At 31.1% G+C, this 15,663-nt stretch carries 12 protein-coding genes and 1 riboswitch; all 12 genes read right to left on the bottom strand.

Annotated features, from left to right (window positions below; translation table 11 throughout):
• Positions 1 to 32: 32 nt before the first annotated feature.
• The gene (locus B2217_RS13580; RefSeq protein ID WP_180905381.1) at positions 33 to 266 is read right to left on the bottom strand and encodes a hypothetical protein; all 234 of its coding nucleotides are present in this window, start codon (positions 264 to 266) and stop codon (positions 33 to 35) included.
• Positions 266 to 3,418, bottom strand: coding sequence for a GEVED domain-containing protein (locus B2217_RS13575; protein WP_291122861.1), 3,153 nt, complete (start codon positions 3,416 to 3,418; stop codon positions 266 to 268). The genes B2217_RS13580 and B2217_RS13575 overlap by 1 nt, the downstream gene beginning before the upstream one ends.
• A gap of 151 nt (positions 3,419 to 3,569) precedes the next feature.
• On the bottom strand, positions 3,570 to 4,859 hold the full coding sequence (locus tag B2217_RS13570) for an APC family permease (protein ID WP_291122859.1): 1,290 nt from the start codon (positions 4,857 to 4,859) through the stop codon (positions 3,570 to 3,572).
• Between the two features lie 69 nt (positions 4,860 to 4,928).
• A complete protein-coding gene (locus B2217_RS13565; protein WP_291122857.1) occupies positions 4,929 to 7,316 on the bottom strand; it encodes a TonB-dependent receptor plug domain-containing protein in 2,388 nt (795 codons plus the stop codon).
• A gap of 53 nt (positions 7,317 to 7,369) precedes the next feature.
• Positions 7,370 to 7,473, bottom strand: a riboswitch (SAM riboswitch).
• A 58-nt stretch (positions 7,474 to 7,531) separates the two neighbouring features.
• Positions 7,532 to 8,131 carry an aminotransferase class IV gene (locus B2217_RS13560; protein ID WP_038336403.1) on the bottom strand — a complete coding sequence of 200 codons (600 nt, stop codon included), beginning with the start codon at positions 8,129 to 8,131 and terminating at the stop codon, positions 7,532 to 7,534.
• Complete coding sequence (locus B2217_RS13555) at positions 8,115 to 9,074, bottom strand: aminodeoxychorismate synthase component I (protein ID WP_038336405.1); 960 nt, start codon at positions 9,072 to 9,074, stop codon at positions 8,115 to 8,117. The genes B2217_RS13560 and B2217_RS13555 overlap by 17 nt, the downstream gene beginning before the upstream one ends.
• Before the next feature lie 199 nt (positions 9,075 to 9,273).
• Positions 9,274 to 9,600 carry a helix-turn-helix domain-containing protein gene (locus tag B2217_RS13550; RefSeq protein WP_291122854.1) on the bottom strand — a complete coding sequence of 109 codons (327 nt, stop codon included), beginning with the start codon at positions 9,598 to 9,600 and terminating at the stop codon, positions 9,274 to 9,276.
• 167 nt (positions 9,601 to 9,767) lie between these two features.
• On the bottom strand, positions 9,768 to 10,196 hold the full coding sequence (locus B2217_RS13545) for a transposase (RefSeq protein ID WP_291122852.1): 429 nt from the start codon (positions 10,194 to 10,196) through the stop codon (positions 9,768 to 9,770).
• Between the two features lie 5 nt (positions 10,197 to 10,201).
• Complete coding sequence (locus B2217_RS13540) at positions 10,202 to 11,719, bottom strand: hypothetical protein (RefSeq protein WP_291122850.1); 1,518 nt, start codon at positions 11,717 to 11,719, stop codon at positions 10,202 to 10,204.
• 80 nt (positions 11,720 to 11,799) lie between these two features.
• A complete protein-coding gene (locus B2217_RS13535; protein ID WP_291122848.1) occupies positions 11,800 to 12,600 on the bottom strand; it encodes a hypothetical protein in 801 nt (266 codons plus the stop codon).
• A 38-nt stretch (positions 12,601 to 12,638) separates the two neighbouring features.
• Positions 12,639 to 13,259, bottom strand: a complete 621-nt coding sequence (locus tag B2217_RS13530) for a hypothetical protein (RefSeq protein WP_291122846.1) — start codon at positions 13,257 to 13,259, stop codon at positions 12,639 to 12,641.
• A 291-nt stretch (positions 13,260 to 13,550) separates the two neighbouring features.
• Positions 13,551 to 15,071, bottom strand: a complete 1,521-nt coding sequence (locus B2217_RS13525; protein ID WP_291122844.1) for a helix-turn-helix transcriptional regulator — start codon at positions 15,069 to 15,071, stop codon at positions 13,551 to 13,553.
• Positions 15,072 to 15,663 lie beyond the last annotated feature (592 nt).

The following is a 15,663-nucleotide window of genomic DNA, read 5'->3' as shown; positions in this document are numbered from 1 at the left end:
AAAACCCACTCAAATTTGAGTGGGTTTTGTTTTTAATTTTTGACTACTATTTTCTTTCTAGTATAATAAAATCCAACAGCAGTTGCCAAAACTATTAATGGATATACATAATCCGAGATTGGTGTAGCATTTGGATCATCAGGATCGTCTACAGTTCCAATATCATTTGAAGCTTTAGAACTTGAGAAAAAAGAAACTTCTTCCTGCTCATTAGCAAAAGCTAAATGTGAAAATGAAAATAATGTTATTAAGATAATTTTTTTCATTAGAATAAGATTTTAGTGTTAGTAATTGTTTGATCTGTATTGATTACTTTAATTACCAATACTTGATTCGTTTTAGGTAAATTAGATAATGTGATCTCTTTTCCAGAAGTAGACTTAGATAAAACTTTTCGTCCAGAAATATCATAAACTTCTACTGATTTTATTTCTTTTGGAGATTGAATTACAATTGTATTATTTTTCTTAAATACAACCGTTTCTTGCTTCGTCACATTACTAATTCCTAATGTTTTATTCGTAAACATTAATTCGAAACGATCATTATTAATACCTTCTTGTACATTAAATGTATAAGCTTGTTTTCTTAAATCAACAATTTGTTTATCTACTTTATCGTACAAAAAGATTGAAACATCATCTGCAATATTTTCTGTATTATTCAATTGAATTGTATATGACGCATTTGCTTTTGCATCAAGTCCTAATTTCACAGTATCATCATTATTAAATGGTAAAGCTCTACCTTGAATTACAAATCGATCAGACAAATTATTAATCAATGAGTAAATAGCAGAACCATCATAATTTTGATTAAGTTTCGCATCCATTCTTTCGTCAAATTCGTTTGTTGCATCTTGTACATAACCAATTAATATTTGGTTTTTAGCTTGAGTTCCTTCAAATAAATCAATCCAAATTCGTTTTGAATCATCTTCATTTTTGTAAAAAATCGCACTCAAATCTGTACGTTGAGTATTATCAAATTTTAAAGTAGTAGCAGCATTAATTTCTGCAATAAATCCTTGTCCTTTACCTATAATCCCATTCGGAATAACACCTCCAGCAGCAGCTTGTGTTCCTCCTGTTAGATTATATGAAGCATAGTTATTACTAGCATAACCAGCAGAAGTTAATGGAGCTTGGTGTGTCCAAAAATACAATGCTTTTACAGAAGGATTTGCTTGCAAGAACTTTTTAGCGTCAAGAGAAGAAGGATAAGGGTTTCCTATTAAATGATAACCTAAATTTTGCTTCGTAACAGATTTTGTATAATTTCCATTATTTAAGTTTCCTATAAACTTACCAGCAAAAATGGCTCCTGGAGCTGTTTGTGTATGATTGTTTGCTACACGAATGTGGTAACCTAATCCATTCTCAAAATTATACGTTGCTGGATTTTGTAAATTACTATTTGGATATAACGGATCATTTACAAACAAACTTGCAAACTTATTCGTTTGTTCATTATAAATATAAAAACGTTTATCTAAAGTATTTGGTGAAAAACTACGTACATTTTGACCATTTACTGGAGACGACCATAAAGTTGCATCATTAAAAATCATTGGTGTACTATTTGCGATTGCTGTGAAGCTTCCTGTATTTGTTACAGCATTTGTTTGAATAACATTTCCTCCATCTTCAATAATAAATTTATCAGCAGTTAATTTATTAATGATTTCGTTTTCAACTTTTAATACAGTTCCTGATTTTACTGTTACTGATCCAGACTCTAATGTTAATTTCTTTGCCGTAATATTTTTAGTCAATGCTAAATCGCCTTTTACAATAGCTTCCTTGGTAGCGCTTGGTTCTCCAACACTCCAAGCCATGTTTTCATAAGTAGTAGAAGCTGCTTCTTTTATAATTATCGTATAATCTTCTACTTCACCATAATTTCTATCATTACAAGCTAAGCTACTACCTCCATAATCACCAATAACTCTCATTCTTAAAGGTGTATTTTTAACAGAAGTTGTAGAAATTTTAATCGTAGAACTTGCTATATTATTCGTAGCAGTTTTTGACATGACTAACTCACTAGTTTCAAATGTACCATTGTTATTATAATCTATGTAAACATAAAATGTTTCCTGCGCAGTATTAGCTCCACCTGTTAATTCTATATTTACCGTATTGCCTTCTATTACTTCTGTTATAAAAGCATCAGATATACAACTATTTTTAGTATAATCAGAATAGAATACTACACCTGTTGTACCTGTTGGTACACCAGAAGTAACATTAATATCACCAAACTTTACTTTTGTAATACCTATACCATATGATTGACCATCTGAAGCTGGCTTTAACAAGTTAACAGGTTTACATGCTTCTTTTGGTGTTTGATTTGTTTCTGTACCTGTAATAGAGATTAAAGCTTTAGATTTAAAGAAACTTGGTCTCATCGCATAAATAACATCAGTTGCATAGCTTCCTTGTCCAGGTGTAAAGCGATCTAGTTTAGAACCATAACTCATCATATTATATTGTACACCATCAAATTTTGTATTGGTACAATCATTTATCGTGTTATTATCTGGATACACTTTATATTGATTGTATTGACCATTCTGATTATTTGATGAACCAAAAAATAGTCCACTTCTAGTTCTTTGTGTATCTTCTATTCCATCATTTACTACACCTCCACAAGTTGCACCATTCCCATCATCTGAACCTGAATCAGCTGCAAATACATGTTTTATACCAAATGCATGCATCATTTCATGTGCTAATACAGTATCTGTTGATTTTATAACAACATGATATAACATCACAGATAAATCTACAGATTGCCCTGGATATGTTGCAAAACCTGCTGTATATGAGACAATTCCAGGAGTAGAAGGATTAACTCCGTTTATCTTATTTGTAATATAAATATTAAAATAAGAACTTGGATCCCAATTATATGTTGAATTTATCGTTGTATAAGGAATACCAGGATTAGAAGATCCATTTGCGATTCCACTGTCTACATACGTTTGATTTTTTGATAAATCATGGTTAATAATCCCTGTTGTTGCCTCACAACTTGGTGATCTTTTTGCTAATACCAAACGAACAGGTAATGTAGTACCTCCAGCTCCTGGACCCTTAATATCAGATGCTGATCCGTCCCAAATTGCATTTGCTCTAGCAATCCAAGCATTTACTTGGGCATTGGTTGGCACGTATAAACCTTTTCCATCATCTAGAATATGAACAACAATAGGAATTTCAATAATTTGATTTGCCTTATTAGCAAATTCCCCATTTTTTCTTGATCGCTCAAATTCTTTAATTTTAGCTTCATAAATTTCTTTAAATCCAGGATTGTTTTTAAAAAAATCAGCTTGTAAATCTTCAGTTCCACAAACTTCAATAGGTTTGTTTTGTGCAAAAGAAATATTGCCTACTAAAAATGACAATACTACACATTTAAATAGAAGTAATTTTCTTATCATACTAATTTATGTTAATTAATATGTTAAAATTCTATATAATAAATGAATTATCCGTTTATTAAGCGTTTAAATTATTTTAAACGGATAATTATTCTTTTTATCTTAAGATTTATAGCTAATTTTTCTCTTTCTCAATTCTCTTATCAAAATAGAATAATACAATTCCTAATGCGATAATACCTAAACCAAATAAACTTTCTTTGGGTTTTTGCATCAAAACGAAATAACAGATGTATAAACTAAATGCTAAAAATATCGCAGGTAAAACATAAAAGAATTTACTTTTGATAATGGTTAATTGATCTTGTTTGATGAAGAACGCTGTACAAACTGCTAATGTTGCTAATATTTGTAAAACGAAAGATGTGTAAGTAAAAATCACTTCAAAATCTCCTGAAAAAATAAGCAAAATACTAATTGCTGTATGCACCCAAATTGCACGAACCGGAATTCTATTTTTATTCTCTTTTGCCATAAAATTCCACAATTTATTTTCGCGCGCGGTGGCTTGTGTCAAACGAGAACCAATCCACAAATAACCGCTAATCGTCGCAATCAATTGCAAAGCAATAAAGCAACTCACCCATTTCACATTATTTCCAAGTAGATTACCAAACGAAATATTCGCTACATTTTCTTGTCCAGCTAAAGATGCTGATGACGCATGTTTCAAAAAAACATAATTTAGCAAAACATAGGAAATTGTCACAAAGATAACGCCTATAAATAATGCTTTTGGTAAGTTTCGTTTTGGTTGATCGATTTCTTCTACGATATATGAAGCCGAATTCCAACCTGTATAAGCGAAAGTTACATAAACCAAAGATGTGGCAAATGCTGGAAGTAATAATTCATTTTTCCAAGTCGAGTCAAAAAGTATTGCATTCGGCTCAACTGCTGGGGCAAAATAAAGACCTAAAGCAATTAAAACGATGATAAATACAACTTTAAGAATAGTAAAAATATTCTGAAATTTACTACTCAAATTTAGGCTGAATGATTGAAAAACTGCAACAATCAAAATCATTGCTATTGCAAATTCTTTTCCTAAATCTAATCCAAAAACATTGAGATATTTTCCCATTGCCAAAGCCGCTAAAGATATTGGAGCAGAGAAACCAACGAATAAAGAAATCCAACTTGATAAATAACCAAAAACGGGATGAAATGTCCGAGATAAATAAATATAATCTCCACCTGATTGTTTAAATTTTGAAGCTAATTCCGAATAAATAAATGCGCCAATCAACGCTAACAAACCTCCTATTGACCACAATAATAAGATAGAAGTTGTATTTTTAAGATCAGAAATTTGATAACCCAAACTGGTAAAAACACCTGTTCCGATCATATTCGAAATCACTAATGCTGCTGCGGTTTTCCAACCAATTTTTGAATGTGCCATACACAAAAAAGTGCCAATTGAATGTTTGAATTTACATTAAAATTGACACTTAGAATATTTTATTATTGATTAAAATTTAAAACTTGCACGCGCAAAATAATACGCTCCTGTCATCCCCATTTGCACCGGTGCATACGGAAAAACTCCATAATAAGAATTTTCGTAAACTTGCTTGTCTGGGAAAACATCAAACAAATTATTTGCACCAATTGTAAAGTTGAAATTCTTTGTAATATCATAACCAATCGAAGCATCCGTCACCGCTTTTCCCGTATGTTCTTGGATACTTCCCCAAGGATATCCATCTTTTGTCACTTTTCCGAAATACGTGTTACGCACCATAAAATTGAATCCAGAAATTGCATAATTCAATCCTAAAGTTGCTTTTGTTTTTGGACTTAACGATTCGATAATATTGACTTGATCAGGGCCAAAAAATTCTTCCGTTGGAATTGTTAAAGCTGTTGGAAAATGATAACCGACAATTTTTGTTTCGTTGATATTTCCTGATAAACTTGCATTCAATTTTCCTCGACCTAAACGAGTATCATAGGAAATTACTAAATCCAAACCTTTGGTTTCAGTATCAATTGCATTCGTAAAAATACGCGCTGTCGCAACATTATATTTTTCTAAAGCAGGATCTGTAATATCAGAAGTCAAGACAATTCTGTCATCAACTTTTATAAAATATCCATCCAATGTGATGAATAATTTTGAAGTCGGACGAAATGTTAAACCTAAACTTGCATTGATTGATTTTTCTTCTTTCAATTTATCCAAACCAATTTCTTTCGACAATTCAGACTCATTTCGGATAATTCCTTTTGTTACCAAAACTTGATCACCATTATCATTCAAGAATAAATCAGTATATGAATTACTGAAGTATTTTTGTTGCAAAGAAGGCGCTCTAAATCCTGTCGAAATTGCTCCACGAACCGAATATCCTTTTGCGTATTCATATCGCATCGCTAATTTTCCATTGATTGTACTTCCAAAATCTGAGTAATTTTCGAATCGTCCAGCTAAATCAGCTGTAAAATCTCCAAATTTCAATTCTCCATCTACATAAGCCGCAACTGAATGACGATCACCTTTTACAGCATTCAATGGAGAAAATCCTACAAAAGATTCAGATCCAGAACCTGCGTAAGAAGCTTCATCTCCAGCTTCTATTTTATATTGTTCAAAACGATATTCTCCTCCAAACGCTAAACTAACATTTTGGTTAATTCGTTTCGAAAAATCTAAATTGACTGTATTTTGTAAAAATTGATGTTTTCCTGCGTAAAAATCGGTTGGAGAGTTTAAGCCTAATGATTGATTAATTGAATTTTCTAAATCATATTTGAATGAATTTAAACCAAAAGTATTACTCAAGTCAACTTTCCATCCATCATATGAATAACGTAATCCTGTCGAATTTGAATAATCATTTACATTTGATTTTAAGGTAGCTTGAAAACCATTTGGATAAATTTTTAACGCATCTTCAGACAATTCGCTTGGTAATCTTCTAAAACCAAATCCATTTCCTTGACGTAAAGAAACTCCTCCAAATGAATAAAAATCTAATCGATCATTAATCGCCGTTTCAGCATTTACAAAAAATTGTTGATTTTTGATTGCCGCATCTCCAATTTGAAATCTAAAATCTTTTCTCGAAAGTCCTAAAGCAGCAATTTTCGCATCATCCGCAGCTCTCGCAGCATCTGGATCATCTGCAAAATCGTATGCGAAATTATCTCCAAAAATATCTAAATTATGATCTTTTGAACGATTTGTTTTCTTGCGCTCACTTACAACCGCCGAAAAAACAATAGAGCCCGATTGGCCTAATTTAGTTCCATAACTTCCGTTAAAATTGTACGTTTCTCCATCATTTCGAGAAGTCTGACCATACGTCAAAGAGGCGTCACCACCTGGCTTAGATTTCAAAACAATATTTACAACTCCCGCAATTGCATCAGAGCCATATTGCGCAGCCGCACCATCACGTAAAACTTCAATTTTATCGATCGCTGAAATCGGAATTGCGCCTAAATCTGTTCCTACAGAACCATTACCTACCGTATTTTGGTAATTCACCAACGAAGTTGTGTGACGACGTTTTCCATTAATCAAAACCAAAACCTGATCTGGCCCCATTCCACGCAATGTCACAGGATCGATATGCTCCGTTCCATCGGCAGATGATTGACGAACCGAATTAAAAGAAGGAATAACCACATTCAAAATATCATTCACACTCAATTGAGGAGAAGACGTTTTCAATTTCTCAACATCGATAATATCGACAGGAACTGACGAATTAACTACCGTTCTCTCTGATGTACGACCACCAATTAAAATAACTTCGTTAAGATTTGTTTCCTCCTTTTCAACTTCTTGAGCGAAAAGTGTAGATGCGCAAATAAATGCGAATGAAGCAAGTAAAAATTTGTTTCTTTTCATTTTTAATTTTCATAAAACTTTCAAGAAACCAACAGATAAAAGTGAAATACTTTTACTCATCTTTCCCTCTAATAGGTTGGATTTAGCACCTTAGATTATAAGTCATCTGGTTGCTAAGGTTTCACAGGGCCAATCCCTCCACCTTTCTTGATAAGTTGTGCAAAGGTAATGTTAAAAAATGAAAAAGCAAATAATACTCTATCAATTTTATAGAGTTATTGAATTAACAATGAAATATCCAACTCTTGACTTTCATCTAAATTCATCATCGCATTGATTCGTTTGAATGATTTAAAATTAACTAGATCTGAAACCTTTATATTTTTCTGAATGATTTCGCCTGATTGCAACAAAGCTTCTCGCATTGTTCCTTTCAACAAAAAAGTTCGTGGCGTGATCCATTGAGAACCGTCAAAAAAAACAATATTCGAATAAATACAATCTGTAATATAATTTGATTTTACCAAGACCAAATCATCTGTTTTTGATTCTTTTAAATATTCATCAAAAAACCAACGATCTAAATATTTATATGAATAATCAATTTTACTTTCGATTTCAAAAAGTTGAATACTTTCAATTGGTTTGATTTGATACGATTGAAATTCTACCGATTGAATTTCTCGATCATAAACAATTCTAACTTTATATTTTTCATCCGTTAAATCTGTTGGAAACTTAATAATTTCGTTCAATAAAATCGGATTGATTTCATTAAAATTATCATTTCTTGTTCGATCAAATCTCGCTTGATGAAATTCTAAATTTCGAAGTTGTTTATTCACACAACAAATCGATTCAATAAATTGGAACATATACTTTCTGAATTAATTCTTCATATTCTGCTTTTGCTTTGCTTTTTGCCGTTATTCCTCCTCCACTCTTGAAAAACAATCCGCCTTGATTATTTTCAATGAAACGAATCATCACCGCACTATCAAGATTTTCACCATCAAAAACACCGAAAACTCCTGTATAAAAATTACGATGATATTTCTCGGCTTCTAAAATAATTTCGACCGTTTTCTTTTTTGGCGCACCACAAATAGAACCAGCAGGTAGAAGTTGATCGAAAATCGTTCCTAAGTTTTGGTAATAACCATCATTTAAATCACCTTTTATCTCAGAACTTACTTGCAAAAGTGTTGCATCATTTGTCTTCACCTCATCGATATAACGATAATTTGTTACCTCAACATTTTCGGAAACAAGACTCAAATCATTTCTGATTAAATCGACAATTGTAGCATGTTCGGCAGCTTCTTTTTCATCATCCAAAATGAGTTGTTTCGCATTTGGAATCGAAGCATCAATAGTTCCTTTCATTGGATTTGAAAAGATTTTTTGATTTTCAATTTTTACAAAACGTTCGGGAGAAAAACAAACAAATTCGTCTTTATATTTCAGTTTATATTTTGCTTCAGAAAACTGAAAAATTTCGTTCAAAGACAAATCAGTTTCGATTTTTGTTGGAAGCGTTAAATTCGTTAAATATGAATTTCCAAACAAAAGATTCTCATGAACATAATTGAATTTTGGCAAATATTCATCAAAGGAAATCGGGAATTTATTGAATTTAAAATCTTTCTGAAAAGATTCTTTTTTTGGCGAATCTATTTCAAATTTTATCTCATCAGGTAATTCATTTAACGGAATTACTTCTCCATTTTCTTTCAAAAAATCGATCATAAAAAAAAAGGGAACTTTTGCAGCTCCCAATTCATTCATTTTCGTAAAAATCGAATGCTTTGCTAACATTCGATAAAATTAATATTATTCTTGATTTGTACCAAGTAGATCAATTTCTGTTTTTTCATCATCTGTCAAAATCATATCTTTTAACATGAAATATACCGGAATGGTGAGGAAAATTTATTCTTTTTTGGCAGTAAGGAAATAAGAACATAGAAAAGCTCTATTACAGTCTTGGGTTTTGATGTTTGATTTGTATAATGTATTATATAATTAAAAACATTTTTTTCCATTTGGCAATAGTGTTTCTGCTTAATGAAAAATTATTTGCCAATTGAGTATTATTCAGATTGTTTTTTTTCTGATAATCCAATATCTTAAGAATATCAGATTTGCTATAAGAGCGGTGTTTTTGGTTTTCTGCTTGTTTTTGTTTATCAACAATACCAAATATTATTTTGTTAAGTTCGATGATGTCTAAAACCGAAAGATTCTCCTTTTTCAATAAGGGATGACATTCCGCTTTCTTTTCTGGGTGTTTGTTGAGGATATCTGAATAAATTCTTCTATAGTTGGGCTGATTATTTTTCATATTTATTTTTTGTGTATTAAACTATTACCTTATCTTCTTTGTTTGAAGTATTTTTTTTCAAAATGTTCATTATAAAAAAACTGCTAACCATATTTTCAACAGTTAGCAGAACTTGAATTTAGGTTTAAAATGGTTTAGTTAAGTCCATCCTCTTGGTTTATGGTTGCTTATTTTATCTCGCTATATTTACTTATCCATTTGTACAAAGTAGTTTTTGGTATTCTGTACCGTTCTATTACTTCATTTTTTGTCATCTTACCATTTGAAATCTGTTCTAGAATAAAATCGATTATTTCCTTGGTATAGATATTTTTTCGGAATTGCGGGAGTGATGATTTTTTATTATTTTCATTCTCTTCTTGTTTGACTGGTGGTGCATACAAAATAAGATGCTGTGTGTATATTCTAAAAAAATCATATTCTAAGAGCTTGCTCCATTTCAATAAAATTTCTGTATCTAAACTTTTAGCCTGATACATTTCAGTAACTTCTTTTTCTTTGCATTTAAAGAAGTTACAGATGCGAGACATTTCTATTCCGCTTTCTGTAACTGCTTGGTTAATTAAGATTCCAATATGGATATTTTTGAAATTCACAACTATTATTTAGACAGTAACTTATTGATTTGTTCTTGTTGTGTTCTTACCAAATTTTTCAGCTCATCTATTTGTTTTTGTTGCTCAATAGTATGTAAGTAAAGCTCTTCTACTTTTTCTAAGGTCTGTGTGGATAGTTGGGTTAGATCAAAAGCATAACCATTTGATGTTTTTTCGAGATCTTTTATGGATGTTACACCTGGTAGATGGTGATTTTCTTTTACAAAACTTTCAACAGAATACAGTGAGTTAAATTTATATCCAGGCTTAATTGCAGAATGTCCAGTAAAGTAATCTTCAAATACATAATCGGCATATGTACTCGCAGCAGTTTGAATACCACCATAGACTCTTAACTTTATTGTATTGTTTAACCTATCTGGCACAACATTATTACTGCCAATTGCTACCCAAGAATTCGCTAATGTTGTTGCATTTGTTTGATCTACAACTGCTGCAATCACATTGCTTCTAGCTGATGTACTTGCACCATTACCTATTGTTAAATAAGCATTAAGGAAGCTAAAGTTATTTTTTCCTAAAGAAATCTGTCCACTATTGTCACTAATTAGATTAGAACCAATAGCTACAGCTCCGTTCCCAGATACGGTATTGGCTGAACCAGCTGTGAAAGTAGTGATGCCAGAAATTTTATTTAATCGTCCCGAAACAAAATTCCAGCTCGTATTACCAGTTAACTCATTTGAGTCACCAGACACAAAATTCGTACCGGCTTGACCATCTGCATCAACTAACTTGTTTCCATATCCATTTACAAAAGAAAGGATGTGATTAACTTGATTAACCTCCCCAAATACCGAACTTGCATGTCCACTAGTCGCAGTATTGCCAGAACCTAGTGTATTTCCTTTTCCAGCAACAATACTATAATTTCCTTTTGTCGTATTTTGATAACCTGCAGCAAAGGAGCTTACTCCAGCAGAAGTTGTTTGATAACCGAATGCGGCTGTATTATCTCCTGTAGCTGAGTTTCCATCTCCCACAGCAATTGAATTATTTCCAACAATTACTGGGGTTGTCCCACTTGAATAAACTAAAGCATTTCCTCCTCTAATTGAACCTAAAACATCAAGATCAACACCTGCAATACCTGTTTGCTTTTTAATAGCTACGATATTATTTTGATAGATTGCATCTGTATTGGCTGTCGAAGGAGTCGATGTTCCTTGTATATTCCAAGGCTCTTGATATGCTGCAGCTACAGCAGGATTAGCTATTTTCATCCAACGACCTACTGTACCTTGCGTCTTATCGAAATAGTAGTAACCAATAGATGTAACATTGGTTGTCTTATCTGTTGTCGTTGTTACAGCTTCAGTAACATAAACGATTGCGCCATCTTGTATTGCTGTATATAAAGCATCTTTCGTTTGTAATTCTGATCCTTTTAGACGGGGTGCTATTAAACCATCAACTCTCGTAGAAATGTTAGGAGATGCAACAACATCTAGCGTTGCTGCTGGTGTTGATGTATTGACACCCACACCTCCATCCTGAGCCATTGCAGATCCAGATAGTATAATAAAAAAAGTGGCTATATATAATTTTGTGATATTTTTTTTCATTTGCATTAATAATTTAATTAGTTGATATTTAATCTTGTTGCATAAAGATAATTTTCCCAGTTTCCAGGACTAAAAGTCCAAGGTTGTGTACTATTATCTGTATTATCAAAAAAGATGTATAAGGTTACACTATCTGCAGTAACTGTGTATACTTTAGAGCCTTGAATCATATTATAGCTGCTAAAAATATTACCTGCGCAAAGTGTTGCTCCACCTGGTAGTACTGCATTAACGCCATTTGATTTTGTATTATTAAGATCAGTATTGTCAGTTGTCACACGAGCGTGCAACCAGAATTTTCCCGTTCCCGTCATTGGAGAAATAAGTGTTGCTCCAAAATTAACAGACCAAGTCCCTTTAGGTAAAGTGATATAAGCACCACTGTCCTTATAAGTAGTACTTGTTGTATTTTTGTCAGATGCGATATTACCACCACCAAAAGTTCCTTTAATACCTGGAAGAGCAATGGCCTTCCAAGTTCCAACACCATTAGCGTCACTAGTAATAACATATCCATTGGCTTGGTTACCATCCACTAATTTAAGACCTGTTACTGGAGCAGTGGCAGTACCTCCTGTCTGAATTTCTAATTTTTGGGAAGGGTTAATTGTTCCTATACCTGTATTACCATTAACAAGTACTGTAAAATCATTCAGTTGTTGTGCTGGAGTATAAGTAGAACCTGCACCTGTAAGAGGATTGTCTCTACCTCCATCTATATTAAAAACCCCTTGTGGATTTGATGTATTTACTCCTACTTGTGAGAATGCTACTCCTGAAATTAAAATTGCAATTATTATATAAAGATTTTTATTCATTTGGTTATTTTTATTTGTTACTTTTTATTAATTATTATTCAACAAACTATAGGTGGTGGTCGAATTGAAAAATATGTTTCGCTTATTTTACTTAAACCTTTGTTTTTATAGAAAGATTTAATTGATTTTCCTAAAATAATTTTTCGATAGTCGATTTTTGTTTGGCTTGAAAAAACTCCTACTAATTGTGTATTACTAATTGTAGATATAAACTTTCCTATCTGATTCCCAATATCATAAAACAAAGAAGACCTTGAGCATTCAAATCTATATGACGATTTTATTATTGGTCTTATCTCTGTTTTTTGTTTTTGTTTCTTGTGACAAACTGCTAAGTGCTTTATTGGTGTAGTGCTAATTTTGGAATCATCTATAACAACTACTTTTGCAAAAAGATTTTTTTTATCATCGGATACAACAGCGTTTTTAGAAATATAAAAAACAGCCTTTGAAGGTTTTACATTCTCAATATTTAATCCATCATGTATTTCTATTATTGTTGTCCCCTCGGAAACATAGAGTGAAGAATTGCTACTTTGAAAAACTTGCGCTTGAAAAAATATTGAGATCAATGAAAATAAGAAAGCACAACAATACTTTTTATTTCTAAAAAATATTGAATGTGTAAAAAATATTGAATGTGCTTTTTCCGAAAACATAATTTTCATTTGTGATTATGATCTCAATTAGATACAAAGAGAAAGCATTAAAACACAATATGAAAGCTTAACATACAAGACTAATCAATTATAACAACATATTAAATGACTATAATCAATTGAATACATTCAATTGATTATCAGTGATATGAATTTTTTGAAAAAAGAATTTTAGATGTGTAGTCATTGAGACAATGATATCTAGTTAAACAAATAAAATTGATAGGTAAAAATGGAATTATTAAAGAAATTTGCAATAAAAATAGCTGAGTCATCTAAACAAAAAATTTATTATTGATGTGATTCTTTTTGTAAATAAGTAATGTATTGTGAAGGTGAAATCTTAGTTTTAGCCTTAAAATTTACAGCAAATTGGTTGTACGATTTATAACCACACATTTCTGCAAGAGCTGCAATTTTGTATTTACGATATTGCGGATTATCTTTTAGTAATTGTGTAAAATAATCGATTCGTAAATCATTCATATAATTATTAAAGTCTTGATTGTAATATTTTTTCAGTAGAAAACTTAAATTTCTGGGAGTGATATTAAGTTTCGATGCTAATTGGATTGCTAAAAAATTTTGAGCTAAAAAGAAATGTTTTTGCTCTAAATTCTTCAATTTTTTGATAATTTGATCCTCATTTTCAATTTCTCTAGACTTCTCGAAAATTATAGAATGAGTTGTTGTTTTTACATTTTTTTTCTGTTCAAGACCAGCAATAATCTCCTGAAATGCAGAAGTTAGCTTTTTACGCTTAAATCTATTATACCAAATCAAAATAATCACAACTATTGTACAGAATAAAATAATAATAAAACTAATACTTGTTTTATATTTCTCTTCTTGAATCTTATTTTTTGACTTTCTCGTTTCATATTTAATTAACTCTTGTATATTTAAGGTTTCATTATGGGTTAACTTATCTATTTCTTCGACAAAGGATAATTGTTCTTCAGGTGAATCTATTTTTGCGGCGAGTCTCTCTTTTAAAATAAGTTTTGTAGCTGCAACTGTGTTTTTGGTTTTAGATCTAGAATATGCTGAAGAAAAATAAGTTTTCGCTTCCTCTTTTTTTCCATTTTTTATTGCTAATAGAGCTTTAGCTAATTCATAAATTTCATATAACGATGAGTTTTCCCTTATGGTTACATCACGTATTGTGTTATCTGCTTTTTTTATATTTTTCTCTGCTTCAAAAATATTACCGCATTTCATTTGAGTAAAAGCATTTTGGGCATACACTGCAAAAATGTAATCAGGATCTTTTTTTTGAATGTCTAAAGGTACTAAACTTAAATATTTTATTCTAGCTTCAGAAGCTTTACAATAATCCGCATCAATATCATAGATTTTGGATAGATTATAATAATATTCAGCTTCTTTGAAGGGATTTTTATATTCTTTTTGTAGTTTAATATAGTTTTGCCAAGCATCATTTGATTGTTCTATAAGCCCTGCCCTTCTATATGACATTACTAAACCATTTGTATAGGCCATTTTTAGATTTATTGAATCAATATTTTTGCCTATTTTTCCAGCTTCTTCATAATAATAGACTGCTTGAATATAAAAGCCATTTCTATATTTCATTCCACCCATAATATAATTTGCGTAAAACTTCTCATCAGAAGTTTGTGCATTTTGAAGAAGGGCTTCAGAATTAAAATTATAGTTATTCGAATTTGTATTCAGCAATTTTTTATAATACTCAAAATTTACAGATTTCTTTTCTTCTAGTTTTTGCTGAGCAAAACAGAATGTTGTAAGACAAAGAAATAGTAAAAAATTTATTTTTGAGTGATTCATTCTTTATAAGTATGTACAAAAATAATGAAATTTCAAAATAACTGTTTCATATAAGAATGGAAAACAATTCTTTTACAAAATAAATTGTTGGTTTAGCGTTGACTTTTTGTAAATGTGCTGATGAGCGTTAGAAAAAAGAATAAATTTTGCCTTGGGATAGTTTTTTTTTTTAAAATACTTACTTGATTTACTATAATTTTAATTTTGGAAACCTTACTGGAAGCATTGCATATAAAACTCAAATTAGCAAAATTCCCATAATGATAAGCGTTAAAAGGAAATAGCTTCCTATATTTTTGAAACCTCCAAAAAAGTCACCTAGCTCTAACGACATTTTGTTTTCAGTACGTCTGCACCAATCATAAATCCCGTTATAAGTGGATACATCACAAAAAATAACCAATTACAGTGCACGAAGTAAACATATAAATAATGGCTACCATAAGGGCATAAATCACAAATAGCTGCCAATTGTTTTGGAAAAGCTCTAATGATTAATTGAAATATTTCCCAATATCAAATTGAAATTTATTGTTTTTTTAATATTCAATTTTGTTGTAATCTAATGTTTTCATCTTAACGTTGGTTTAAT

The sequence above is a fragment of the Empedobacter sp. UBA7620 genome, assembly GCF_002484185.1.
Taxonomy (GTDB): Bacteria; Bacteroidota; Bacteroidia; order Flavobacteriales; family Weeksellaceae; genus Empedobacter; species Empedobacter falsenii_C.
This window is presented reverse-complemented; position numbering and strand designations above follow the sequence as displayed.